Origin of the sequence: Rhodopseudomonas palustris HaA2, assembly GCF_000013365.1 — a bacterium.
Taxonomy (GTDB): Bacteria; Pseudomonadota; Alphaproteobacteria; order Rhizobiales; family Xanthobacteraceae; genus Rhodopseudomonas; species Rhodopseudomonas palustris_J.
Genome location: NC_007778.1, coordinates 1934496 through 1959679 on the forward strand (window position 1 = coordinate 1934496; position 25184 = coordinate 1959679).

Annotated in this window: 19 protein-coding genes; 13 read left to right on the forward strand and 6 right to left on the reverse strand. The window is 66.0% G+C overall.

Annotation, left to right across the window (positions count from 1 at the left end; all coding sequences use genetic code 11):
* Positions 1–85 precede the first annotated feature (85 nt).
* The 3 genes from RPB_RS08560 (at position 86) to RPB_RS08570 (ending at position 2970) form a co-directional block, all read left to right on the forward strand.
* Complete coding sequence (locus RPB_RS08560) at positions 86–985, forward strand: LysR family transcriptional regulator (RefSeq protein ID WP_011440596.1); 900 nt, start codon at positions 86–88, stop codon at positions 983–985.
* A gap of 25 nt (positions 986–1010) precedes the next feature.
* A complete protein-coding gene (gene alkB, locus RPB_RS08565; protein WP_041798104.1) occupies positions 1011–1661 on the forward strand; it encodes a DNA oxidative demethylase AlkB in 651 nt (216 codons plus the stop codon).
* Positions 1662–1722: 61 nt separating this feature from the next.
* Entirely contained in the window at positions 1723–2970 is a 1248-nt protein-coding gene (locus RPB_RS08570; RefSeq protein WP_011440598.1) for a hypothetical protein, read from the forward strand.
* Between the two features lie 81 nt (positions 2971–3051).
* Here RPB_RS08570 and RPB_RS08575 read toward each other — a convergent pair whose 3' ends face one another.
* From RPB_RS08575 to hpaH, 6 genes are all read right to left on the reverse strand, one after another.
* Positions 3052–4677 carry a thiamine pyrophosphate-dependent enzyme gene (locus RPB_RS08575; RefSeq protein ID WP_041798106.1) on the reverse strand — a complete coding sequence of 542 codons (1626 nt, stop codon included), beginning with the start codon at positions 4675–4677 and terminating at the stop codon, positions 3052–3054.
* A 25-nt stretch (positions 4678–4702) separates the two neighbouring features.
* Positions 4703–5575 (reverse strand): fumarylacetoacetate hydrolase family protein, encoded by an 873-nt coding sequence (locus RPB_RS08580; RefSeq protein WP_011440600.1) that lies wholly within the window; start codon positions 5573–5575, stop codon positions 4703–4705.
* A 129-nt stretch (positions 5576–5704) separates the two neighbouring features.
* Positions 5705–6682: a 3,4-dihydroxyphenylacetate 2,3-dioxygenase gene (hpaD, locus tag RPB_RS08585; protein ID WP_011440601.1), complete on the reverse strand. Its 978-nt coding sequence runs from the start codon at positions 6680–6682 to the stop codon at positions 5705–5707.
* Positions 6683–6850: 168 nt separating this feature from the next.
* The gene (hpaE, locus tag RPB_RS08590) at positions 6851–8410 is read right to left on the reverse strand and encodes a 5-carboxymethyl-2-hydroxymuconate semialdehyde dehydrogenase (protein ID WP_011440602.1); all 1560 of its coding nucleotides are present in this window, start codon (positions 8408–8410) and stop codon (positions 6851–6853) included.
* On the reverse strand, positions 8403–8801 hold the full coding sequence (locus RPB_RS08595; RefSeq protein ID WP_011440603.1) for a 5-carboxymethyl-2-hydroxymuconate Delta-isomerase: 399 nt from the start codon (positions 8799–8801) through the stop codon (positions 8403–8405). The genes hpaE and RPB_RS08595 overlap by 8 nt, the downstream gene beginning before the upstream one ends.
* A 20-nt stretch (positions 8802–8821) precedes the next feature.
* Positions 8822–9628, reverse strand: coding sequence for a 2-oxo-hept-4-ene-1,7-dioate hydratase (gene hpaH, locus RPB_RS08600; protein WP_011440604.1), 807 nt, complete (start codon positions 9626–9628; stop codon positions 8822–8824).
* A 242-nt stretch (positions 9629–9870) separates the two neighbouring features.
* On the opposite strand from hpaH, the gene hpaR reads away from it, so the two are divergent.
* The 10 genes from hpaR (at position 9871) to hpnP (ending at position 25149) form a co-directional block, all read left to right on the forward strand.
* Entirely contained in the window at positions 9871–10407 is a 537-nt protein-coding gene (gene hpaR / locus RPB_RS08605) for a homoprotocatechuate degradation operon regulator HpaR (RefSeq protein WP_011440605.1), read from the forward strand.
* Positions 10408–10474: 67 nt separating this feature from the next.
* A complete protein-coding gene (locus RPB_RS08610; RefSeq protein ID WP_011440606.1) occupies positions 10475–11560 on the forward strand; it encodes a malate/lactate/ureidoglycolate dehydrogenase in 1086 nt (361 codons plus the stop codon).
* A 118-nt stretch (positions 11561–11678) separates the two neighbouring features.
* Positions 11679–12455, forward strand: a complete 777-nt coding sequence (locus RPB_RS08615; RefSeq protein ID WP_011440607.1) for an HpcH/HpaI aldolase family protein — start codon at positions 11679–11681, stop codon at positions 12453–12455.
* A 288-nt stretch (positions 12456–12743) separates the two neighbouring features.
* The gene (locus tag RPB_RS08620; RefSeq protein WP_011440608.1) at positions 12744–16088 is read left to right on the forward strand and encodes a DUF2126 domain-containing protein; all 3345 of its coding nucleotides are present in this window, start codon (positions 12744–12746) and stop codon (positions 16086–16088) included.
* Positions 16089–16112: 24 nt separating this feature from the next.
* The gene (locus RPB_RS08625; protein WP_011440609.1) at positions 16113–18614 is read left to right on the forward strand and encodes a circularly permuted type 2 ATP-grasp protein; all 2502 of its coding nucleotides are present in this window, start codon (positions 16113–16115) and stop codon (positions 18612–18614) included.
* A complete protein-coding gene (locus RPB_RS08630; protein ID WP_011440610.1) occupies positions 18611–19489 on the forward strand; it encodes a transglutaminase family protein in 879 nt (292 codons plus the stop codon). Before RPB_RS08625 ends, RPB_RS08630 begins: the two co-directional genes overlap by 4 nt.
* 175 nt (positions 19490–19664) lie before the next feature.
* The gene (locus tag RPB_RS08635; RefSeq protein ID WP_011440611.1) at positions 19665–20120 is read left to right on the forward strand and encodes a cache domain-containing protein; all 456 of its coding nucleotides are present in this window, start codon (positions 19665–19667) and stop codon (positions 20118–20120) included.
* A gap of 63 nt (positions 20121–20183) precedes the next feature.
* The gene (locus RPB_RS08640; protein WP_011440612.1) at positions 20184–21878 is read left to right on the forward strand and encodes a methyl-accepting chemotaxis protein; all 1695 of its coding nucleotides are present in this window, start codon (positions 20184–20186) and stop codon (positions 21876–21878) included.
* 68 nt (positions 21879–21946) lie between these two features.
* The gene (locus tag RPB_RS08645; protein WP_011440613.1) at positions 21947–23329 is read left to right on the forward strand and encodes an ethanolamine ammonia-lyase subunit EutB; all 1383 of its coding nucleotides are present in this window, start codon (positions 21947–21949) and stop codon (positions 23327–23329) included.
* 236 nt (positions 23330–23565) lie between these two features.
* On the forward strand, positions 23566–25149 hold the full coding sequence (gene hpnP, locus RPB_RS08650) for a hopanoid C-2 methylase (RefSeq protein WP_011440614.1): 1584 nt from the start codon (positions 23566–23568) through the stop codon (positions 25147–25149).
* The last annotated feature ends 35 nt before the right edge of the window (positions 25150–25184 follow it).

Sequence of the window (25184 nt, forward strand, 5' to 3'; positions counted from 1 at the left end):
AATGCCAGGCAAAGATGCGCTGCTTCCTGTTTTGCGACAATGATATGAATTGACACTATATTGTTGCGTATGGTGAAATAATGCCATGGACCGTCTCGATGCCATGGCCGCCTTTGTTGCGGTCGCAGACCTCAATGGCTTTGCGCCTGCCGCACGCAAGCTGGGGCTATCGCCTTCGGCGGTGACGCGGCTGGTCGCTGCGCTGGAGCAGCGTGTCGGCGCGCGTCTGCTGCAGCGGACGACGCGCTCCGTCGCGCTGACCGATATCGGCGCGCGCTATCTCGAGCGCGTGAAGCGGATCCTGTCCGACGTCGAGGAGGCGGAAGCTTCGGCCTCCGCCGAACGTATCGATCCTTCGGGACGCCTGGTCGTGTCTGCCCCGGTCGGGTTCGGCCGGCTGCATGTCGCCCCTCTGATGTCGGACTATCTGCTGCGATATCCCGATGTCGCCGGGGAGCTGCGGCTGTCGGACCGGATCATCAATCTGGTCGAGGATGGAGTCGATTGCGCCGTCCGCATCGGGCCGCTCGCCGATTCGAGCCTGGTGGCGCGACAGCTCGGGACGATGCGACGGATCGTCGTGGCATCGCCGGACTATCTCGGCGCACGCGGCGTGCCGATGGTTCCTGCCGAGGTTGCTGCGCACGACACCGTCCATTTCGGCGCCATTACGTCCACGGTGACGTGGCGTTTCGTCGTGGATGGACGCGACGTCCGGGTGGCCTGCACACCTCGTTTCGCCACCAATGCTGCCGACGCAGCGATCCTGTATGCCGAGCGCGGCGGTGGTCTCACGCGCGTGCTCGCCTACCAGGCCGCCGAGGCGATCCGCACCGGGCGGCTTCAGGTCGTGTTGGCAGACTACGAAGCGCCGCCATTGCCGATCACGATCGTGTATCCGACATCGCGATTATTGTCGGCCAAGGTCCGCACGTTCGTCGATCTCGCGGCGGAGATTTGCGACTGGCGGTTCGGCGCGGGATAGCATCGTGAGGAAAGGGAGTGCGCCTTTGGCGGCCGATCTATTCGAGAATCTGTTCGATGGCCCGAGGCGCGAGGACATCGCTCCGGGCGCAGCGCTGCTGCACGGCTTCGCGCGGGCGCAGGAGCTCGAATTGATGGCGGTGATCGAGGCCGTCGTCGCGCGCGCCCCGTTCCGCCACATGATGACGCCGGGTGGCCATACGATGAGCGTGGCGATGACCAGTTGCGGCCGTGCCGGCTGGGTCACCGATCGTCGCGGATATCGCTATGCCACCCACGATCCGGCGAGCGAGCTGCCATGGCCGGAGATGCCGGACGTGTTGCGCGAACTGGCGGTCAGCGCGGCGGCGGAAGCGGGGTTCGCGGCCTTCACGCCCGATGCCTGCCTGATCAATCGCTATGCGCCGGGTGCCAAGATGGCGCTGCATCAGGACAAGGACGAGCAGGATTTCGCCGCCCCGATCGTCTCGGTGTCGCTCGGCCTGCCGGCGGTCTTCCAATTCGGCGGGATGGCGCGCAGCGACAAGCCTCGCCGTTTCGAATTGCGCCACGGCGACGTGCTGGTGTGGGGCGGCGAGACCCGGCTGGTGTATCACGGCGTGCTGGCGCTGAAGGACGGCGAGCACCCGCTGCTCGGCCGACAGCGCATCAACCTGACGTTTCGCAAGGCGCTGTAAGTGCGGCAGATCACTTTGACCGCACCGCAATCTCCTCTATCCTGACGGCGGGAGAGGGCTGATGACCGAGCTTGCAATCGACGATGACAATTCCGCCAGCGGCGCCCGCATCAATCGCGCCGGCGTTTACGTCGCGCTGCTGCAATTGCTGTTTGCGCTGTGCTGGACCATCTATGTCGTCTTCCTGCCGAAGCTTGCCGCCGAGGTGGGCATCGCGCCGGGCGCGGTGATCCTGATCCTGATGCTCGACCAGGCGATCTTCACCATCGCCGACACCGCAATGGGCATCGCCGCCGACAAAGTCGGGGCGCTCACCAGCCGGATCGGCCTGTTCGTCGGCATCGCCACCGCCGTGTCCTGCGCGGCGTTCGTTGCGCTGCCCTTTGTGACGTCCGGTGGGCCGTCCGCGCAGGTGGCGTTCATCGGCCTGATCGTGGTGTGGGCGGCGACGTCGTCGGCGCTGCGCGCGCCGCCGCTGACGCTGTTCGGCAAATACGGCGCGCGGCCGTCGCTGCCGTGGCTGTCGGCGCTCACCATGCTCGGCTACGGACTCGCCGGCGCGGCATCGCCCTATCTGGGCGTGGTGATGAAGAACATCGACGCGCGGCTGCCGTTCGTGATCTCCAGCGTCGTGTTGCTGATCACCACGCTGGCGCTGTCGCGGGTCGAGCGCGGACTGTCGGGAGCGCAGCCCAAGCCGAAGCCACGCGACCCCGGCAAGGCGCTTGGACCCCTGCCGGCCCTGTTCATCGCGGCGATGGTGCTGCTCGCGCTCGGCTATCAGATGCATTTTGCCCTGAACAGCGCGCCGATGTTCTTGCGCTTCGCCAAGCCCGACGATCTGCAATGGCTGATGCCGGTGTTCTGGATCGGCTTCAACATCGCGTTGTTTCCGGCGAGCGTCGTGGTCAAGCATCGCGGCGGACTGATCGTGATGGGCGCCGCCGGCCTGCTCGGGGCGCTGGCGGTGGCCGGTGCGGAATACGCCGGAAACTTGAACATGCTGATCGCGGCGCAATTCCTCGCGGGCGCAGCGTGGGGCTGCATGCTCATGAGCGCTGTCTCGGCGGCGCTGGCGATCGGACAGACCGGCGCCGAGGGCCGGCTCACCGGGCTGGTGTTCTCGGCGCTGGCGCTCGCCACCTTTGCCCGGATGGCGGCGGTGGCCGGCGGGCTGCAGAAGCTGCCGGACTACGCGCCGCTGCTGTACTGGGCACCGGTCGCGTGCTGGTCGGTCGCGGGCGCCGGATTGCTGGCGCTGGCCGCATCGCGGCTGCGCAGAGCGGAAACAGTCACAGCGACGAGCTGATTGGAGAGCTCGTCATTCCGGAGCGCCGCGCAGCGGCGACCTCGGAATTCTCCCGGGGCCTCACACCATGATGGGCCGTGCTCACGGCTTCGCCGGATGGATGAACGGCCAGGGGCTGGCTTCGCTGTCGCGCGGAACGTCGATCGCGATCAGATACGGCCCGCCATGCGCCAGCGCCTTCTCCAGCGCGGCGCGGAAGTGATCGGGCGAGCCGACCCGCGACGCCGCGACGCCGAAGGATTCCGCGAGCTTGACGAAATCCGGATTGACCAGATCGGACGCCACCACGCGGCCTTCGAACTGGGTGACCTGGTCGCGCCGGACGTTGCCATAGGCCGAATTGTCGAACACCAGCGTCACCACGCCGATGTTGAACTGCACCGCGGTGGCGAGCTCCTGCACAGCGAACATGAAACCGCCGTCGCCGGTGATGGCGACGACCGGCTTGTCGGGGCAGGCGACCTTGGCGCCGAGCGCGGTCGGGAAGCCGGAGCCGAGCGTGCCCTGATAGCCCGATGTGAGAAAGGTGCGGGGCTGGTAGATCGGGAAGCCGTACCACGAGGCGAATCCAACCTGCGACAGCTCGTCGGTGACGATGGCGTCGTCCGGCAGCACCTCGCGCAGGATCTTCAAATAGGCCATCTGCGGCTGCACCGACTGGATCGCTTCCAGCGTGAGCGCGGTCGCCTCGCGAATGGTCGCGCGCCGCCCTTGGGTCTTGTTGTAGCCACGCTTGCTCACCGCGTCGACCAGCGCACGAGTGCCGGCCTTGGCATCGGCGACGATCGAAGCGTCCGGCGAAAAGCGGCGCATCTCGGCGGGATCGATGTCGATCCGCACCGACTTCTGGCCGTCCGGCCGGAACGGCCAGCGGAACGTCGTCGGCAGTTCCATCCGCGAGCCGATGCCGATGATCAGATCGGTCTGCGGCCACAGCCGATAGGCGGCGGCGAAGGTCAGGCCGAGGTCGTGCCGGTTACTGACAATGCCGCGGCCGCTGCGAAATGCGACGACCGGCGCGTCGATCGCTTCGGCCAGTTCGAGGATCTCGTCGCCAGCGTCGAGCGCACCGGAGCCGACGAAGATCATCGGCGTCTTGCTCGCGGCGATCAGCTTCGCGGCGGCGGCGACGCGGTCCGGGTCGGGCTGCGGCGGTACGACCGGATCGAGCTTGATCGCCGCTGCGGTCTCGGCGCGCTGGGTGAACACCTCCCAGGGCATTTCCAGCGCCACCGGGCCGCGCCGGCCGCTCATCATCTCCTGGAACGCGCGCGCGACCAGCGCCGGCGCGTTGCCGGGATACTCCATGCGCTCGGCCCATTTGATGAAGCTGCGCAACGTCGCGAGCTGATCCGGCATCTCATGCAGGTGACCACGGCCCTTGCCGAGATAGGCGCTCGGCACCTGACCGGTGAGGCACAGCACCGGCTCGTTGCAGCCGAAGGCGGTGAGCAGCGCCGCGCCGGCATTCAGCACGCCGGGGCCGGGCACGACGCTGAACACGCCGGGGCGGCCCGAGGCGCGGGCATAGCCGAACGCCATGTAGCCGCAGGCCTGCTCATGGCGCGCACCGACGACGCGGAGTTGCGCCTTTGCGAAGCCGTCGAACAACCCGTAGATCTGCGCGCCGGGCAGGCCGAACACGGTGTCGACGCCGTGCGCGACGAGGGTCTGCACGATCGCTTCGCCGCCGGTCATGATGCTCATTTTGGGTCTCGTTGTTGGATTGGAGCTAGTCGGCTTCGTCGACGACGCCATTGCGGAGCACGCCGATGCCGTCGGCCTCGACCTCGATGATATCGCCGGGCTTCAAGTACACCGGCGGGTCGGAGCGTGCGCCGGCGCCGGCCGGCGTGCCGGTGATGATCAGATCGCCCGGCACCAGCGTGGTGAAGGTCGAGATGTAGTGAATCAGATAGCGGAAGCCGAAGATCATCCGGGAGGTGCGGTCGTCCTGCCGGATATCGCCGTTGACGCGGGTGGTGAGACGGATGTCGGCGATTTGCGCTTCGTCCGTGAACGGCAGGATCCACGGGCCGAGGCCGCCGGTGTGATCGAAATTCTTGCCCTGCGTGACGTTGAACTTGGCATGACGCACCCAGTCGCGGATCGTGCCTTCGTTGCACAGCGTGATCGCGGCGACATGGTCGAGCGCATCGGCTTCCGCGATGTGGCGGCCGGGCTTGCCGATCACCAGCGTCAGCTCGCCCTCATAGTCGAGCAGCTTCGACGCTTTCGGCCGCACCAGCGAGGCGCCGTGGCCGACGAAAGAGCGGGCCGTGCGCATGAACATGCTCGGGAATTTCGGCGCCTCGGTGTTGTCTTTGTATTCGGCGTTGCGCTCGGGATAGTTGACGCCGACGCAGATGATCTTTTCGGGCTGCGGAATCGGCGGCTGAAACACGACCTTGTCGCGGGCGAAATCGGGCGCGGTGTGGTCGGCCTCGTCGACGATCCGCTGGAGCGCACCGGCGGCGATCACCTCGCGCAGCGTCGGATAATCGTTGGCATGGCGGGCCGACAGATCGACCACCCCATGATCGCACACCGCGCCATAGCGGGTGAGGCCGTTGACGGTGAAGGTGGCGAGGCGAGGAGTGGTCATAGCGGCTTTCCTTTTGATCGAGGCGTCATCACCCGCGACAGCGGGTGACCCAGTATTCCAGAGCGGTCATGGTTCGAACCAGCGCTCTGCCATACTGGCTCGCCCGGACAGGCCGGGCGATGACGGCGGTCAATCCGCAATCATCACATCGGCCACGAATGCCGGCTCGCGAACCGTCTCGCCGAGGAAATCCGAGCCCTGCTCGAACCAGGAGCGCGGCGCCGGCGCGCCCCACAGCGTCTGCCGGCGCGGGTCGCGTAGCGACCAGCGCAGCGGGGCGTGGTCGTGGTCCATGGTCTGATAGTCGCTGCAATACAGCTCGATACGATGGCCGTCGGGATCGCGGACGTAGAGAAAGAAGGCGTTCGAGATGCCGTGGCGGCCCGGGCCGCGCTCGAGGCCGAGCCCCCGCGACGCCATCACGTCGCAGAGATGGATGATGTTGAGCGGACCGGGCACCCAATAGGCGAAATGATGCAGCCGCGGGCCGCGGCCGTTGGTGACGGCGAAGTCGTGGACGTTGCCTTTGCGATGCATCCAGGCCGCGGCGATGCGGCCGTTGTCGCCGTCCTCTTCGGCGTATTCGGTGAGGCGAAAGCCGAGCCGGGCGTAGAAGTCGATGGTCTCCTGAGTCTCGGCCGCGAAGACGTTGAAATGGTCGAGCCGCTGCGGGTGACAGCCTTTGTACAATTCGTAGCGGCGCAGAAGATGCGGCCGCTTCTCCATGCTGGCGCAGAACTCGAGCCGGAAGCCGAACGGGTCGGTGACGTGCAGCGTGCGGCCCTGGAATGGGCGATCGACGAAGCTGTAGATCAGCCCATTCTCGGCGAAGAAGCTGCCGGCCTTGTCGAGATCGGCTTCGGTGCCGACGCGAAAGCCGAGCCGCGCCGCGGCCGGCTTGTCCGCCTGGCGCAGTACCACCGAGTGATGCTGATGCTCCTCGCTGCCGCGTAGATAGGCGGTGGCGTCGTCGCGATCCTCGACATGCAGGCCGATGATGTCGGCATAGAAATCGACGCTGGCGGAAAGGTCGGTGACGTCGAGCACGACGTGACTGCAACGGATGATGTTGAACGGCGGGTCGAATACGTGCTGCGGCACAGGCATTGGCGAGGTCCCCAGTGATCTTGGTGTAAATTCAGCAACGTCATTCCGGGGCGCGAGCGGCCCGAACCCGGAATCCCGAGATGATGGACACGAGCGGTGCGCGCGGCCAGATTCCGGGTTCGCTCGCTGGCGCGAGCGCCCCGGAATGACTCGTGGGAAGGCTTGGCACTACATAACCCCCAGTCTCTGAATCTTGTGCGTGCCGCGGGCCAGCGAGACGTGCTTGGTTTCCATGTAGAACTCGAACGAATAGTCGCCGCCGTCGCGGCCGATGCCGGATTGCTTCATGCCGCCGAACGGGGTCGGCAGATGCCGAACGTTTTCGGAGTTCAGCCAGATCATGCCGGCCTCGAGCGCGTCGGCGACGCGCAGCGCGCGGCCCATATCGCCGGTCCAGATATAGCCGGTGAGGCCGTAGCGGATGTCGTTGGCGATCGCGATCGCGTCGGCCTCGTCCTTGAACGGGATCACCGTGAGAAACGGGCCGAACACTTCGTCTTGCGCGACCCGCATGTTACTGCGCGCGCCGGTCACCAGCGTTGGCTGAACGTAGTTGCCGCCGCCGGGGCCATCGTGGCGCGCGCCACCGACGGCGACGGTCGCACCTTCGTTCTTCGCAATGTCGAAATAGGAGCACACCTTGTCGAGATGGCGCTGATGGATCAGCGGGCCGACTTCGGTGGCCGGATCGAGCGGATGGCCGACCTTGAGCGCCCGGACGCGGGCCGCGAGCTTGTCGATGAAGGCGTCGGCGATCGATTGCTGGATCAGCAGCCGGCTGGACGAGGTGCAGCGCTCGCCGTTGAGCGAGTAGATCATGAACACCACGGCGTCGAGCGCGCGGTCGAGATCGGCGTCGTCGAACACGATCACCGGGTTCTTGCCGCCGAGTTCGAAATGCACCCGCTTCAGCGTCGGCGCGCCCTGCGCCATGATCGCCGCACCCGTGGCGGTCTCGCCGACGAAGGCGATCGCCTTGATCGCCGGATGTTCGGTCAGCGCCTTGCCTGCTTCTTCGCCGAAGCCCTGCACGGTGTTGAGCACGCCGTCGGGCAGGCCGGCGTCCTTGCAGATTCGCGACAGCAGATCCGCGGTCACCGGCGACCACTCGGCGGGCTTGTGCACGACGGTGCAGCCGGCGGCCAGCGCCGGCGCGATCTTCCAGGTCGACAGCATGAACGGCGTATTCCACGGCGTGATCACGCCGACCGGGCCGATCGGCACCCGGGTCGAAACGTTCCAGTGCTCGTCGCTCGGCGTGTTCAGCCCGTCGCGCGCCTCGGCGCATTTGTCGGCGAAGAACCGGAAATTCTCGGCGGCGCGGATCGCGGCCTTGGCCATGAAGCGATGTGCTTGCCCGGTGTCGATGCATTCCAGCACGGCGATGTCGTCGGCGCGTGCTTCTATCGCGTCCGCCACCTTGTGCAGCAATTTGCGCCGCGCCGATGCCGCCATGTCGCGCCACGCCGGAAACGCGCGCTTGGCTGCCTGCGCCGCGCGGTCGATGTCGTCAGAGGTGCCGCGCGCCACTTGCGCCAGCACGCAATTGTCGATCGGCGAGGTCGTCTCGAAAACCTCGCCGGACGACGATGGCACGATCGCGCCGTCGATCAGGTGGCCGATGCCGTCGGCTTTCAGCGTCTTCAGCAGCGGCGCGGTGCGGTCGAGATTGGCCTGAAATGCCGCGGCCGGATCGGCTTTGGTCTTCGGTGGAGCGGCATCAGCCATGGCGCGCCTCGGCAATCAGAAGATCGTGGATCGAGTTTCGCTTCCAGGAGGTCTCTTTGTCGTTGATCTGCATGTCGAACGACAGCGCGAAACCTTCATCGGCGAACAGCGGGTCGAGATAGCGCGACAGCTCGGAAAAGATGTGCTCGCCGGCGCGCTTGCGTGCGGCGAGGTCGCGGCCTTCGCCGAGCCGCAGCAGCATCGCGAGGAAGGCGAAGCCGGCGCGGCCATCGGCGATGGCGTAGTGCTCGCAGCGGATCGCGCGGACACGCACGCCGCCGACCGGAAAGATCCCGGTCTCGATCGCGGTGCCGCGGACCAGTTCGACGACGGCCGCCATCTCGACGCGGTCCTCCAGATTGGCGGAATATTCGATGGTGAAATGCGGCATGGTCGCTCTCGCTCAGATGGTCAGCCGAAGTAGCAACTCACGGTGCCGTAGGGACCGTAGTCGGCCTGAATCGTGTCGCCCTTGCGGCATTCGATAGCGCGGATGAACGATCCTGCCAGCACGGTCTGCCCCGGTTCCAGCGCCAGCCCCGAGGCTGCGATCTTGTTGGCGAGCCATGCCACCGCGGTGGCCGGATGGTTGAGCACGCCGGCGGCGAGCCCGGTCTCTTCGAGTTGGCCGTTCCTGCTCACCAGCGCGCCGATCCAACGCAGATCCGTGTCGAGCGGTCGGATCGGCCGGCCACCGAGCACGATGCCGGCATTCGCCGCATTGTCGGCGATGGTGTCGTAGATCTTGCGCGTCGCCTTGGTGTCCGGATCGACGCGCTGCACGCGGGTATCGAGAATTTCCAGTGCGGGAACGACGAAGTCGGTGGCGTTGAGGACGTCGAAGATCGTGCAATTCGGGCCTTCGAGGCGATGCCTGATGACGAAGGCGAGCTCGGCCTCGATCCGCGTGGCGATGAAATGGTCGGTGGGTACGGTGCCGCCGTCGGCGAAGAACATGTCGTCGAGCAGCACGCCGGAATCCGGCTCGTCGATCGAAAGCTGGCTCTGCATCGCTTTCGAGGTCAGCCCGATCTTGTGGCCGCGAATTGTGCGACCCTCGGCGCGCTTGAGATCAATCCAGGCGTGCTGGATGGCGTAGGCGTCGCCGATGTCGATCGCCGGATGGTCGAGCGAGAGCTGCCGGATCTGAATTCTGGTCTTTTCGGCCTGGTGCAGCCGTTCGGCTGCGGCGCGAATCTCGTTCGTCGACAACGCCATGTTCGGCTTCCGCCTCGATTTCCGTCCCTGAGCCGGCGTCCACGAAAACGCTCGCGCGAGAATTGATTAACATGTTAAATGATCGGGCTCAAACCGAAACCGTGCTTGTTGCGATGCAAAAATCTCGTCCCTCGTCATTGCGAGCGAAGCGAAGCGATCCAGCGCCGCGACCCGAGGCTGGATTGCTTGGGCGCGAACCGCCTCGCAATGGCGAGGAGAAATCGGCTGAAAACAAGGCGCCGATGCGCAGGTTCTCGCGCTCCCTGCCGATGGCGCTGCTGCGCGGACGCGAGGCGGTGATGCGGCATTTCCGGCCGCTACTGCGGGCTCATGGCCTCAGCGAGCAACAATGGCGGATCCTGCGGGCGCTCACCGAGGTCGAGGCGATCGAGGTCACCGAATTGGCCGACCGCGCTTTCCTGCTCGGGCCAAGTCTGTCGCGGATGCTGCGCGATTTGGAGGCGCGCAAGTGGATCGCGCGGAAGCCGGCAAAGGACGATCAGCGGCGCAGCCGGGTGTCGATCACGCCCAAGGGGCTGAAACTGATCGAGACCGTCGCACCGTTTTCCGAGCAGATCTATGCGGACATCGCTCGTCATTTCGGTGATGCGAAGCTCGCTGCGCTGCAGGACATGTTGGGCGCGCTGGAAGCCGATTTGACGAGGATGCCGGTGCGGCATGCGGCCGATGCGGTGGACAGCGGACCGGATTTTCGGTCAACTGTACGGAGCAAACGACGGCCGGCGAAAAGCACGGCCGCAAAGGGAGGGCGACGATGATCGGGCAGCGCCGGGCAGCGCGGCAGGGCCGCGGCCGCAAGGTCACTCTCCGCGAGCGTGCACCAACATGGTGACAATCAAGGTCGACCGACTGATCGGTTTCGTCGCCGAAGTGTTCGAGCGCGCCGGCTCCTCGAAAGAGGAGGCGCGCCGGATCGGCAGCTATCTCACCACCGCCAATCTCACCGGCCACGACAGCCACGGCGTGATCCGCGTGCCTGTCTATATCCGCTGGCGCAATGCCGGCGCTGTGCATCCGGATCAGGTCGTCGGCGTGCCGGTCGACCTGCCCTCGCTGGCCGTGGTCGACGGCAAGTACGGCTACGGCCAGACCGTCGGGCCGCAGGCGGTGCGGATCGGCATCGACAAGTGCAAGGCGCAGGGGCTTTCGGCGGTCGGCCTGAAGAACGCCGGCCATATCGGCCGGATCGGCGACTGGGCGGAGATGGCGGCGGCCGAGGGGCTGGTGTCGATCCATTTCGTCACTGCGGCTGGTTCGATCCTGGTCGCGCCCTATGGCGGCGTCGAGCGACGACTGTCGACCGCGCCTTATTGCGTCGGCGTGCCGCGGCCGGGCGCTCCGCCGGTGGTGCTCGATTTTGCGACCTCGATCGTCGCCGAGGGCAAGGTGCTGGTCGCGGCGCGCGGCGGCAAGCAACTGCCGAAGGGCGCGCTGATCAATCCCGACGGCACCTTCAGCGAAGACCCCGCGACGCTGTATGGCCCGTTCGAGAAGGACGGTCCAATCAATCACGTCAACGGCGCCGGAGCGATCCGTGCGTTCGGCGAGCACAAGGGCTCGGGGCTGGCGCTGATCTGCGAATTGCTCGGCGGCGCTTTGAGCGGCAACGGCGCCACAGGGCCGGACCGGCCGTTCGCCAACGGCATGTTCTCGATCTATGTCGATCCGCAGCGGATCGATCCCGAGCACGTGTTCGACGCCGAGGTCACGCGCTACATCGATTACTTCAGGAGTGCGAAGACCACAGCCGGCACCGAAGCGGTGTTGATCCCCGGCGATCCGGAATTGCGCACCCGTGCCGAGCGCACCGCCAACGGCGTGCCCTTGTCCGACGACACCTGGGCCGCCATCGTCGCCACCGCGCGCGAAGTCGGCGTCGCCGAGGCTGCGATTCAGGCGGCCGTGGCGTGATTTTCCGTCATTGCGAGAAGTGCCCGGACGGCGCAAAGCGCCGATCCGGGTGCTTCTCGCAATGACGGAGAGAGGATCTCGATAACTCATAACTGACTGCGGCAGGAAAGAACTGGCAATGGCAAACAAGGTGAAACAGCTCTGGGCCTCCGGCAAGGCGGTGGTGAATGCGTGGCTGGCGATCCCGTCCGGCTTCTCGGCCGAGGTGATGGCGCAATGCGGCTTCGACAGCGTGACCGTCGACATCCAGCACGGCGTGCAGGACTATCAATCGATGGTGGCCTGTTTTCAGGCGATGAACGGCCATCCGGTGACGCCGATGGTGCGGGTGCCTTGGAACGAGCCGGGCATCATCGGCAAGGTGCTGGACGGCGGCGCCTATGGGGTCATCTGCCCGATGGTGAATACCAAGGAGGAGGCCGAGGCATTCGTGCAATCTTGCAAATATCCGCCGCGCGGCACCCGTAGTAACGGGCCGATCCGCGCCGGGATGTATGGCGCCGGTGGCAGCTATCAGGACACGGCCAACGTCGAGACGCTGTGCATCCCGATGATCGAGACCCGCACTGCGGTCGAGAACATGGAGGCGATCCTCGACGTCGAAGGCATCGCCGGCGTCTATGTCGGGCCGAGCGACCTCGGCTATTCCTACGGGCTGGTGCCGAAGCTCGACCGCGAGGAGCCGGAGATCCTGAAGATCTACGACAAATTGCTGAAGGAATGCGACAAGCGCGGCATCTACCCGGGCATCCATTGTTCGGGCCCGGCCGGCGCCGCCAAGAACATCGCGATGGGCTTCAAGCTGGTCACGCTGCTCAACGACAGCGGCATCATGGCGACCGCCGCGAAGCAATGGGTCGGCGAGACGCGGCAGAATTCGGGCGGCAAGGCGTAGCTGCTTCGCAACAGTGGTCATCCTCCGCGAAAGCGGAGGTTCCAGTATCCACAGCGCGACCGGATAGCCCGAACACCGGCGCTGTGGATACTGGGTCGTCCGGTCGAGCCGGACGATGACGGATGGGGCAGGGGCGCGGCTTTGCCCGACAACGGTTTGCCGAAGGTCGCGCTTCCGCGCCAAATCAGCCCTTACATCGCCCCATCGCTGGGCATCCCTTGCCCTTTGTTAGCGCTTGATCCCCCTCGATTCCGGTGTTCTGCTCAAAATGAATGCTGGAGTTGCCCTGTGTCGATCTTCGTCGCCCTACATCACGTCACCCACTATAAATATGATCGCCCGGTCGACATCGGCCCCCAGACCATTCGGCTCCGGCCTGCGCCGCACACCCGAACGCCGATTCTGTCGTATTCGCTGAAGGTGACGCCGGCGAACCACTTCATCAATTGGCAACAGGACCCGCAGGGCAATTGGCTGGCGCGATTCGTGTTTCCGGAGAAGGCCAACGAGCTCAAGATCGAGGTCGATTTCACCGCGGCGATGACGGTGATCAATCCGTTCGATTTTTTCGTCGAAAGCTACGCCGAGACCTTTCCGTTCGACTACAGCAATGACCTCATGACCGAACTCGCGCCGTATCTGGCGACGACGGAGCCGGGGCCGCTGTTCAAGGACTATCTCGCGAGCATCCCGCGCGAGGCGGAGAGCACGGTCAATTTCCTGGTCGATCTGAACGCGAAGCTGCGCGAGCGCATCCGCTACATCATCCGGATGGAGCCCGGCGTGCAGACGCCGGAGGAAACGCTCGCCGCGGGCGCGGGCTCGTGCCGCGATTCGGCGTGGCTGCTGATCCAGACGCTACGTCATATCGGTCTCGCCGCACGCTTCGTCTCCGGCTATCTCGTGCAGTTGCGCCCCGACATCGATCCGGTCGAAGGGCCGCGCGAGGTCGAGACCGACTTCACCGATCTGCACGCCTGGTGCGAGGTGTATCTGCCGGGCGCCGGCTGGATCGGCTTCGACGTCACCTCGGGAATGCTCGCCGGCGAGGGCCACATCCCGGTCGCCGCCACGCCGCATTACCGGACCGCGGCGCCGATCTCGGGCGTGGTCGGCTTCGCCAATGTCGATTTCAATTTCGAGATGAGCGTCAAACGCATCCGCGAGGCGCCGCGGATCACCAGGCCGTTCTCGGACGAATCCTGGGCGCGGCTCGATGCGCTGGGCGACAAGGTCGACGCCGATCTCGTCGCCGGCGACGTCCGGCTGACAATGGGCGGCGAGCCGACCTTCGTCTCCATTGACGACATGGAATCGCCGGAGTGGAACGTCGCCGCGGTCGGCGGCGCCAAGCGCATGCTCGCCGACGATCTGATCCGCCGGCTGCGGACGCGGTTCGCGCCGGGCGGCCTGCTGCATTTCGGCCAGGGCAAATGGTATCCGGGCGAAAGCCTGCCGCGCTGGGCGTTCGGCCTGTACTGGCGCAAGGACGGATTGCCGATCTGGAAGAACGCCGATCTGATCGCGCCGGTGTTCGGCCAGCGTCCGGCGCGCGTGGAAGAAGCGGAGCAATTCGCGCTCGGCACCGCCAAGCGGCTCGGCATCGACACCGATTACGTGTTGCCTGCGTTCGAGGACCCGAGCCATTGGCTGCAGAAGGAAGCGACCCTGCCGCCCAACGTCGATCCGCTCGACAACAAGCTCGCGGACCCCGAAGAGCGCGCGCGGATGGCGCGGATCTTCGATTCCGGCCTGACCACGCCGAAGGGATTCGTGCTGCCGATTCAGGCCTGGAACGCCGAAGTGCCGACGCCGAAGAAGCGCTGGCGCAGCGAGCGCTGGAAGCTGCGTCGCGGCAATCTGTTTTTGGTCCCCGGCGATTCACCGATGGGCCTGCGGCTGCCGATCGCGTCGCTGCCGCACATCCCCGAGGAGGACTATCCGTTCGTCGTCGAGCGCGATCCGCTGGACGAACGCGACGCGCTGCCGAGCTATGTGGCGCCGGCCTATGCGCCGCCGCCCGCCGCGGAACTCGACCAGCTTCCGGTCTACGAGCAGGCGGCCGCATCGCCCACGGCCCCACATCAAAATGTCGAGGAGCAGAAGCTGCGCAAGGGCGGCGTCCGCACCGCGATGTCGATCGAAATCCGCGAGGGCGTGCTGTGCGCCTTCATGCCGCCCACCGAGACCATCGAGGACTATCTCGAATTGGTCGCGGCGGTGGAAGCGACCGCCGAGGAGATGCAGCTCCAGGTCCACGTCGAAGGCTATCCGCCGCCGTTCGATCCGCGTATCGAGGTCATCAAGGTGACGCCCGATCCCGGCGTGATCGAAGTCAACATCCACCCCGCCCGGAACTGGCGCGAGGCGGTGCAGACCACATTCGGCCTGTATGAAGAGGCGGCCCGGGTGCGTCTCGGCGCCAACCGCTTCCTGATCGACGGCCGCCACACCGGCACCGGCGGCGGCAATCATGTCGTGATCGGCGGCGCCAAGCCCGCGGACTCGCCGTTCCTGCGACGGCCGGATCTGCTGAAGAGCCTGGTGCTGTTCTGGCAGCGGCATCCGTCGTTGTCCTATCTATTCTCCGGCATGTTCATCGGCCCGACCAGCCAGGCGCCGCGGATCGACGAGGCGCGGCACGATTCGCTCTACGAGCTGGAGATCGCGTTGGCGCATGTGCCGCCGCCCGGCGTCAAAGGCCCGCTGTGGCTGGTCGACCGGCTGTTCCGGCACATTCTGGTCGACATCACCGGCAACACCCATCGCGCCGAATTGTGCATCGACAAGCTGTATTCGCCCGACAGCCCGACCGGGCGCCTCGGTCTGGTCGAGTTTCGCGCGCTGGAGATGCCGCCCGATCCGCGAATGAGCCTGGCGCAGCAGCTTTTGATCCGCGCCCTGATCGCGATGCTGTGGAAGCAGCCGCTCGACGGAAAATTCGTGCGCTGGGGCACCACGTTGCACGACCGCTTCATGCTGCCGCATTTCCTGTGGGAGGATTTTCGCGACGTGCTGGCCGAGCTCGGCCGTGCCGGCTACGCCTTCGAGCCGGAATGGTTCACCGCGCAGCTCGAATTCCGCTTTCCCGTCTTCGGCAGCGTCTATCACGGCGGCGTCACGCTGGAGCTGCGCCAGGCGCTGGAGCCGTGGCACGTGCTCGGCGAAGAAGGCAGCGCCGGCGGCACCGTGCGATATGTCGACAGTTCGGTGGAGCGGCTGCAGGTCAAGGCCGAGGGCTTCGTCGAGGGCCGCCACGTCATCACCTGCAACGGCCGTCGGCTGCCGATGACGCCGACCGCGCGCTCCGGCGAGGCGGTGGCGGCGGTGCGGTTCAAGGCCTGGCAGCCGGCGTCGGGGCTGCACCCCACGATACCGGTGCATTCCCCGCTGGTGTTCGACATCGTCGATACCTGGAACGGCCGCTCGCTCGGCGGCTGCGTCTATCACGTCGCTCACCCCGGCGGGCGGTCCTACGAGACCAAGCCGGTCAACTCCTACGAGGCCGAGGCGCGGCGGCTCGCGCGCTTCCAGGATCACGGTCACACCCCCGGGCGGATCGATCCGCCGCAGGAAGAACGTTCATTTGAATTCCCCCTGACCCTCGACTTGCGCACGCCGCTGCTGCATTGATGAGCGTGCAGGGGAGTCGAGATATTGGCGGAGCAGAGCAGTCAGTCGAAACGCGTCCGTCCGCGTGACCGGAAGGTCGCGCAATGGACTCGCGACTATGCGCGACTGCCCGGCATTCCCGACGAATTCATCGGCGACGACGGCGCGCCCCGCGCGGTGTGGAGCCGTTACTTCGACGCCTTCGCGGGCCTTGCGCCCGACGAGATCGAGCGTCGATTCCGCGCTGCAGACCGCCATCTGCGCGACGCCGGCGTCACCTATCGCGCGCCGGGCGACGCCACCGAGCGCGCCTGGCCGCTGAGTCACGTTCCGCTGCTGATCGACGATGCCGAATGGCAGCAGATCGCGGCCGGGATCGCGCAGCGTGCGACGCTGCTCGAACACGTGTTGCAGGATCTCTACGGCGACGGGCGATTGATCGCGGAGGGGGCGGTGCCGGCTGCGGCGATTGCCGGCAGCCCGGAATATGTGCGCGCGATCTGCGGTGTGAAGCCGCCGGGCGGCCGCTATCTGAATCTCTACGCGGCCGATATCGGCCGCGGTCCGGACGGCCGCTGGTGGGTGCTCGGCGATCGCACGCAAGCGCCGTCGGGCACCGGTTACGCGCTGGAAAACCGGCTGGTGCTGTCGCGCGCCTTCACCGATCTCTACAAGTCGATGAATGTCGAACGCGTCGCGCCGTTCTTCGAGGCGTTCCGCGACAGCCTGCGCGCCAGTGCGGACCGCGACGAGCCGCGGATCGGCGTGCTGACGCCGGGGCCGTTCAGCGAGACCTATTTCGAGCACGCCACGCTGGCGCGCTATCTCGGCTTCCTGCTGGTCGAAGGCGACGACCTCGCGGTCTCCGGCGATCGTGTCCACATCCGCACCGTGGCCGGGTTGAAGCGGCTCGACGTGCTGCTGCGCCGGGTCGATTCCAATTCGCTCGATCCGCTCGAACTCGACGCCTCGTCGCAACTCGGCGTGCCGGGACTGATCGACGTGCTGCGCAAGAGCGGCGTCGTCGTCGCCAACATGCCCGGCGCCGGCGTGATCGAGGCGCGGTCGCTGCTCGGATTTCTGCCGAGTCTGAGCCGCCGCCTGCTCGACCAAGATCTGGCGATGCCGCACATCGCCACCTGGTGGTGCGGTCAGGCGCGGGCCCGGGACGAGGTGCTGTCGCGGCTCGACGACTTCGTCATCGAAGGGGCCTATGGTCCGACCGTGCCGGGCTTCTCCCACAGCGGCGCCGTGCTGCCCGCGGAATTGCCGCCGGCGGTGCGCGACCGGCTCCGCGATGCGATCGCCACCCGCGGCATCGACTACGTGGCGCAGGAACAGGTGCGGCTGTCGACCACGCCGGTATGGGACGACGGCAAGCTGGCGCCGCGGCCGTTCGTGCTGCGGGTGTTCGCCGCGGCGACCGAACACGGCTGGACGGTCATGCCCGGCGGCTTCTGCCGGATTGCCGAGCGGCTCGACTCGCGTGCGGTGTCGATGGGCGAGGGCGCCCGGGCCGCCGACGTGTGGGTGGTGTCCGATCATGCGGTGTCGACGGCGTCGCTGCTGCCCGCTGTCGACAACGTCCGGATCCGGCGGATCACCGGCCTGCTGCCGAGCCGCGCCGCCGACAATCTGTTCTGGCTCGGTCGCTATCTCGAGCGCGCGGAAGCGACGCTGCGGTTGGTGCGCGCGCTCAGCGCGCCGCAGCGCGACCCCGGCAAGGGGCCGCTGCATCACGCCATCGAACGCATTCAGCGGCTGCTGATCAGTTGGGGCGCGACCTCGCTCGGTGCGCGCGCGCAGACCGCGAAGATCGCCGCCGACGCGCTGCAGAGCGAGGAGCAGTTCGGTTCGGCGCTGTCCCTGATCCGCGCCGCGCAACGCAACGCATCGTCGTTGCGCGAGCGGCTGTCGCCCGATGCCTGGCAGGTGATCACGCAGACCGAGGCGCGGCTGGCGAAGCCGGCCGAGGACGAGGATGCGGTGACGGGGCTGGCGGAAATCACCTTGCAGGAACTGGCGAGCTTCTCCGGCCTGTCGCAGGAAAACATGAACCGCGCCGCCGGCTGGCGGTTCCTTCGGATGGGTCGCCGGATCGAGCGGGCCGTCAATACGGCACGGTTCGCGCGGCAGTTCGCCCCCGACGACGCCAGCGCCGAAGACCTCGACGTGTTGCTGACGTTGGTCGATTGCCAGATCACCTACCGCTCGCGCTATCTGCTGGCGCCGTTGCTGGCACCGGTGCGCGATCTCGCGGTATTGGATCCGTACAATCCGCGCTCGGTGGCGTTTCAGGTCGAGGAACTGAACGAGCACATCGCCAGCCTGCCGTCGCTGAAGGAGGGCGGGCTGATCGAGCGGCCGCAGCGTCTCGCGGTGGCGCTGCAGGCGACGCTGACCACGGCCGAGGCGTCCGCGCTCGACGCGCGGTGGCTGTTCGCGGTGGAGCAGGATCTGCTGTCGCTGGCCGATGCGATCGGGGCGCACTACTTCCCGCACGGCGCCAGCGCGACGCGCCCGGAAAAGCTGACGGGGTTGGCTTGATCTACGACATCCGCCACGTCACGTCCTACAGCTACGGCAGTCCGGTCAGCTACGCGCGCTGTTCCCTGCGGCTGAAGCCGATGAGCGACGCCAGCCAGAAACTGATCTCGCACAGTATCGAGATCAAGCCGAAGCCGGCGACGCGCACGACACGGGTCGATTTCTTCGGCATTCCGACCGACAGCATCGTGATCGAGACGCCGCACAAGGTGTTGCGGATCGACAGCCGCTCCCGCGTCGAAGTCGATCGCAAGCCCCCGGCACGCGACAGCGGCAGCGCGGCGTGGGAAAGCGTGCGCGAGGCGGCGCTGGATTGCGCCAGCCTCGATGCGGACGCGCCGGTCGGCTACGTGTTTCCGAGCTCGCTGGTTCCGATCCAGCACGCCGTCACCCGCTACGCGGCGAAGAGTTTTGCGCCGGCGCGCGGCATTCTGGCCGCAACTGCCGATCTGATGCGCCGCATTCACAGCGACTTCAAATACGACCCGAAGGCGACGGTGATCTCGACGCCGCTCGCGGAAGTTTTCGAGAAGCGCCACGGCGTCTGCCAGGATTTCGCACACGTGATGATCGCTGGCCTGCGCGGGCTCGGCGTGCCGGCCGCCTATGTCAGTGGTTATCTGCGGACCTATCCGCCGGAAGGCCAGCCGCGGCTGCAAGGCGCCGACGCCACCCACGCCTGGGTCACAGTGTGGTGCGGCAACGAGACCGGCTGGGTCGGGTTCGATCCGACCAATGATCTGCTGATCGGCAACGACCATATCGTGCTCGCGGTCGGCCGCGATTTCTCCGACGTCTCGCCGGTCGACGGCGTGATCGTCGGCTCGCGCAAGCAGAAATTGTCGGTCGCGGTCGACGTCATTCCGATCGAGTAGTCCGGTAGGTTCCCGAGGACTGCATCCATCGACGGCCAACTAATTAGTATCGTCGTACCTGTTGCGACCTCGGATTTGTCCCAGGGTCGTTCTTTAACGACACGTTCGCGATTGGCTGAGAGGGTGGTGCCGCCGCCCACCTCGGGCTTCTGATCATCCAGGAGGAGATCCGCACGTGCGCACAAAATTCATATTGGCCGTCGCCGCCGCAGCGACGGCGCTCACTATCGTTCCGGCCGCCGCCGGCGCCAGCAAGGACGATGCGATCGCGATGGTGAAGAAAGCCGTCAGTGCGATCAAGTCCGACGGCGCCGACAAGACCTATCCGCTGATCAGCGACAAGGCGGGACCGTTCGTGAAGGACGATCTCTACGTCGTGGTCTATCAGCTCGACGGCAAGGTGCTCGCCCATGGCGCCAATGCCAAGTTCGTCGGCAAGGACATGATCGACGCGCAGGACGTCGACGGCAAGCTCTACGTCAAGGAGCGCGTCGAACTCGCCGGCAAGCAGCCGTCGTTCTGGCAGGACTACAAGTTCGTCAATCCGGTCAGCAAGAAAGTCGAACCCAAGGAAATGTATTGCGAACGGGTCGACAACACCGCGGTCTGCGCGGGCGTCTACAAACTCTAGAGCGCGGCATTGCGTCGTCGCCGGCGAGAACCGGCGACGATCCGACACTCGGGGACTTTCCTGATGGGACGTGGGATCGCTAATATCGGCCTTTCATGGAAGGTCCAGCTCGCTCCGGCACTGCTCGCGATTGCGCTGATAGGTATCGGGGTCTACGCGTTGCAGGCGTTGCGCACCAATCAGCAAAGCGTCGACGCGCTGGTATCGGGTCCCGTTCGGTCGTCGGAACTCGCCGCCGACCTCAACAACGCCGCGTGGACCGCCCACGCGAAGCTCTATCGGCTCGCCGCCACCGCCGCCAACGAGACCGACGAAGCCAAGCTCGCCCAGGTCTCCAAAGAGGCGATCGCGGCTATCGCCCGAATTCCGCAAGCCCTGGCAGACGTCGAAAAATCGCTCGGCGGCGACTCGGCGATCCAAAAGCTGAAAGCGGCGGTCGCGGGCTACCAGAAGCAGGCGAAGAACGCGATCGAGATGGCCGACGGCGACGCCGGCTCGGCGCTGCTGTTCATCAAGAGCGCGGAGAAGAGCTTCACCGAAATCGATGCCCTCATCAGCGACCTGATCGTGTCCAGCAACGACGCGCGTGACCGGCAGATCGCGCAGGCCGGAATCGCGCTGGATCGCCAGCAGTGGATGCTCGGCGCCGTCCTGGCGGTGATTTCGCTGATCGGCATCGCCGTGTCGTTCCTGATCGGCAGAGGCATCGCTCGTCCGGTGGTGGCGATGTCGGGCGCAATGCATGAACTGGCGAGCGGCAATTTCGACGTGCGACTGCCCGGGCTGGAACGTGGCGACGAGGTCGGCCGGATGGCGCGGGCCGTCGAAGCCTTCAAGGTTCAGGCGGCCAGCAAGGCGGAGCGCGAACACGCCGAGCGCGAGGCGCTGGAACGCACGGCGGCGGCCGCCCGCCGCGCCGAACTGCATCAGCTCGCCGACGGTTTCGAGACCGCGGTCGGCCAGATCATTGAAGCGGTCGGTGCCGCTTCGCGCGAGCTGGAGGAATCGGCCGACGCCTTGGCCAAGGGCAGCGCCGTGACGCTGCAGCTCTCCAATGTCGTCGCGACGGCGTCCACGGAGACGTCCAACAACGTGCAGTCGGTGGCCTCGGCTGCCGAACAGATGAACGCGTCGGTCGGAGAAGTCGGACGCCAGGTCCGCGAATCGCGCAGCATCGCCGCCGAAGCGGTGACGCAGGCCGAGCAGACCGATGCGCGGATCGCCAAGCTGGCACAGGCGGCCACCCGGATCGGCGACGTCACCCAGCTCATCACCACCATTGCGGCGCAGACCAATCTGCTGGCGCTCAACGCGACCATCGAGGCCGCGCGCGCGGGCGAGGCGGGCCGCGGCTTCGCCGTGGTCGCGCAGGAGGTCAAGGCACTGGCCGAACAGACCTCGAAGGCCACCGGCGAAATCAGCGCACAGATCGCCGAGATCCAGTCCGCGACGCGGGAGTCGGTGGTCGCGATCAAGGAGATCGGCGGCACCATCGGGCGGGTCGCCCATATCGCTTCGGCCGTCGCCGCCTCGGTCGACGAGCAGGGCACTGCCACGCAGGAGATTTCGCGCAGCGTCAGCCAGGCCGCGGTCGGAACCAACCAGGTCGCGTCCAGCATCGCCGACGTCAATCGCGGTGCTGCGGACGCCGGGGCGGCGTCGTCGCGCGTCCTCACGTCTGCGCAATTATTGTCCAACGAAAACGGCCGATTGCGCGTCGAAGTGCAAAAATTTCTCGCAACCGTCCGGGTCGCTTAGCGTCCTGGTCGATGCTAGCTTGCATCTCGTGGGTGCCCGCAAATCCTGCGGGCCTCGACGGGAATGCCATGCTCTATCGTCACGCTATCGGTAACGTCGCTTACGTCTTCGACAATCTGCGCGACCTGCTCGCCAGAGCCACGCCCCCTCGATCCGGTGACCGGCTCGCCGGCGTCGCCGCCGACAGTGCCGAGCAGATGGTCGCGGCGCGGATGGCGCTCGCCGAGGTGCCGCTGCGGCAATTTCTCAATGAGACCGTCATCCCCTATGAAGACGACGAGGTCACAAGGCTGATCGTCGACAGCCACGACGCGCAAAGCTTTGCTCCGATTGCCGCGCTCACCGTCGGAGGTTTCCGCGACTGGCTGCTGTCGGATGCGGCGACGCCCGCGACGCTCGCCGCGATCGCGCGCGGCGTCACTCCCGAAATGGCCGCCGCGGTCAGCAAGCTGATGCGCAACCAGGATCTGATCCTGGTCGCCAAGAAGTGCAGCGTCGTCACCCGTTTCCGCAACACGATCGGCCTGCCGGGCCGGATGAGCGTGCGGTTGCAGCCCAATCACCCGTTCGACGATGTTCGCGGCATCACCGCCTCGACGCTGGACGGCCTGCTGCTCGGCGCCGGCGATGCCTGTATCGGCATCAACCCGGCGAGCGACGATCCGGCGGTGCTTGGGCAATTGGTGCGGCTGCTCGACGACGTCATCACGCGGCTGGCGATCCCCACCCAGAGTTGCGTGCTGACCCACGTCACCACCTCGCTGCGATTGATGGAGGAGGGAGTGCCCGTCGATCTGGTGTTCCAGTCGATTGCCGGCACCGAAGCCGCCAACCGCAGCTTCGGCATCGACCTGTCGATCCTGAAGGAGGCGCACGACGCCGGGCTCTCGTTGAAGCGGGGCACCGTCGGCGAAAATGTGATGTATTTCGAGACCGGGCAGGGCTCCGCGCTGTCGGCCGACGCCCATCACGGCGTCGATCAGCAGACCTGCGAGGCGCGAGCCTATGCGGTGGCGCGGGCCTATGCGCCGCTGCTGGTCAACAGCGTCGTCGGATTCATCGGCCCCGAATATCTCTACGACGGCAAGGAGATCATCCGCGCCGGGCTGGAGGACCATTTTTGCGGCAAGCTGCTAGGCCTGCCGCTCGGCGTCGACATCTGCTATACCAACCACGCCGAAGCCGACCAGGACGACATGGACACGCTGCTGACGCTGCTGGCCACCGCCGGCGTCAGCTTCATCATGGGCGTGCCCGGCGCCGACGACGTCATGCTGAACTACCAGTCGACCTCGTTTCACGACGCGCTCTACGTCCGCGAACTTCTCGGTCTGAAGCGAGCCCCGGAGTTCGACGACTGGCTCGTTCGCACCGGGCTCTCCCAGGCCGACCTCCGTCTGACGGCCGCCGATGGGCGGCTGCCGGACTTCGCCGCCCGGCTGATCGCCTGAGCCGCCGCTCGCATGCCCAGATCACCACCGAAGAATTCGGTGGCCGGGCGGATTTTGCCGTGATTAGATCGCCTTGACGCCTCGCAAACGGGATTGCTCGCGCCAATTTGGAACCAGGTCTGCGGTTTGGAAGTTATGCCAGACGGCTTGAATCATGCCCGTCGTTCGAACCGTTCCGGGCATCCGGTTCACATAACCAAAGACGGTTTCCAAGAATAGTTCCCCGAGGGAGTCTGATGAGAGCTGAATCCGGCCAGAGCAGCCGTCGCATTCTGTGCGTTTTTCCGCGCTACACGAAGTCCTTCGGCACCTTCCAGAACTCCTATCCGCTGATGGACGGGGTCGCGGCCTTCATGCCGCCGCAGGGCCTGCTCGTGATCGCCGCCTATCTGCCGGAAGACTGGTCGGTGCGTTTCATCGACGAGAATATCCGGCCTGCCACCGATGACGATTTCGATTGGGCCGATGCGGTATTCGTCAGCGGCATGCACATCCAGCGGCAGCAGATGATCGACATCTGCCGGCGCGCGCACGCTTACGATCTGCCGGCCGCGATCGGCGGTCCGTCGGTCAGCGCCTGCCCGGACCACTACCCGAGCTTCGACTATCTGCACGTCGGCGAACTCGGCGATGCCACCGATCAGCTGATCGCCCGGCTTGCGCACGACGTGGCGCGGCCAGATCGACAGATCGTCTTCACCACCGAAGATCGCCTCGACATGACGCTGTTTCCGATTCCGGCCTACGAGCTGGCGGAATGCAGCAAATACATGCTGGGGAGCATCCAGTATTCCAGCGGCTGCCCGTACCAGTGCGAGTTCTGCGATATCCCCGCGCTCTACGGCCGCAATCCGCGGCTGAAGACCCCGGAGCAGATCATCATCGAACTCGACCGCATGGTCGAATGCGGCATTCGCGGCTCGGTGTATTTCGTCGACGACAATTTCATCGGCAACCGCAAGGCCGCGCTCGATCTGCTGCCGCATCTCGTCGAGTGGCAGAAGCGTACCGGCTTCGCGCTGCAACTCGCCTGCGAGGCGACGCTGAACATCGCCAAGCGTCCGGAAATCCTGACGCTGATGCGGGACGCATACTTCACCACGATCTTCTGCGGCATCGAGACGCCGGATCCGACGGCGCTGAAAGCGATGCAAAAGGACCACAACATGATGGTCCCGATTCTCGAGGGGGTGCAGACGATCTCGAGTTACGGTATCGAAGTGGTGTCCGGCATCATCCTCGGCCTCGACACCGATACGCCGGAGACCGGTGAATTCCTGATGCAGTTCATCGAGCAGTCGCAGATTCCGCTGCTGACGATCAATCTCCTGCAGGCGCTGCCGAAGACCCCGCTGTGGGATCGACTGGAGCGTGAAGGTCGGTTGATTCACGACGACGGCCGCGAATCCAATGTCGACTTCCTGTTGCCGCACGATCAAGTGGTGGCGATGTGGAAGGACTGCATGGCGCGCGCCTATGAGCCTGAAGCGCTGCTGAGCCGCTACGAATATCAGGTCCGCCACGCTTACGCGACGCGACTCCATCCGAATACGCCGCAGCGGGCTTCGAAAGCCAACGTCAAGCGCGGCCTGATCATGCTGCGCAACATCATCTGGCGTATCGGCATTCGCGGCGACTATAGGTTGGCGTTCTGGAAGTTTGCGCTGCCCCGGCTGATTCGCGGCGACATCGAGAATCTGCTTCTGGTGATGGTGGTCGCACACCATCTGATCGTCTATGCACGCGAGGCGTCGCGCGGTCAGGCCAATGCGTCGAACTATTCGATCCGGCTGCGTGAGGCCTCGGTGCCTGCGGAATAGGATTTGTCGCTCGACGTCCCTCGCGTCCCCTGTGC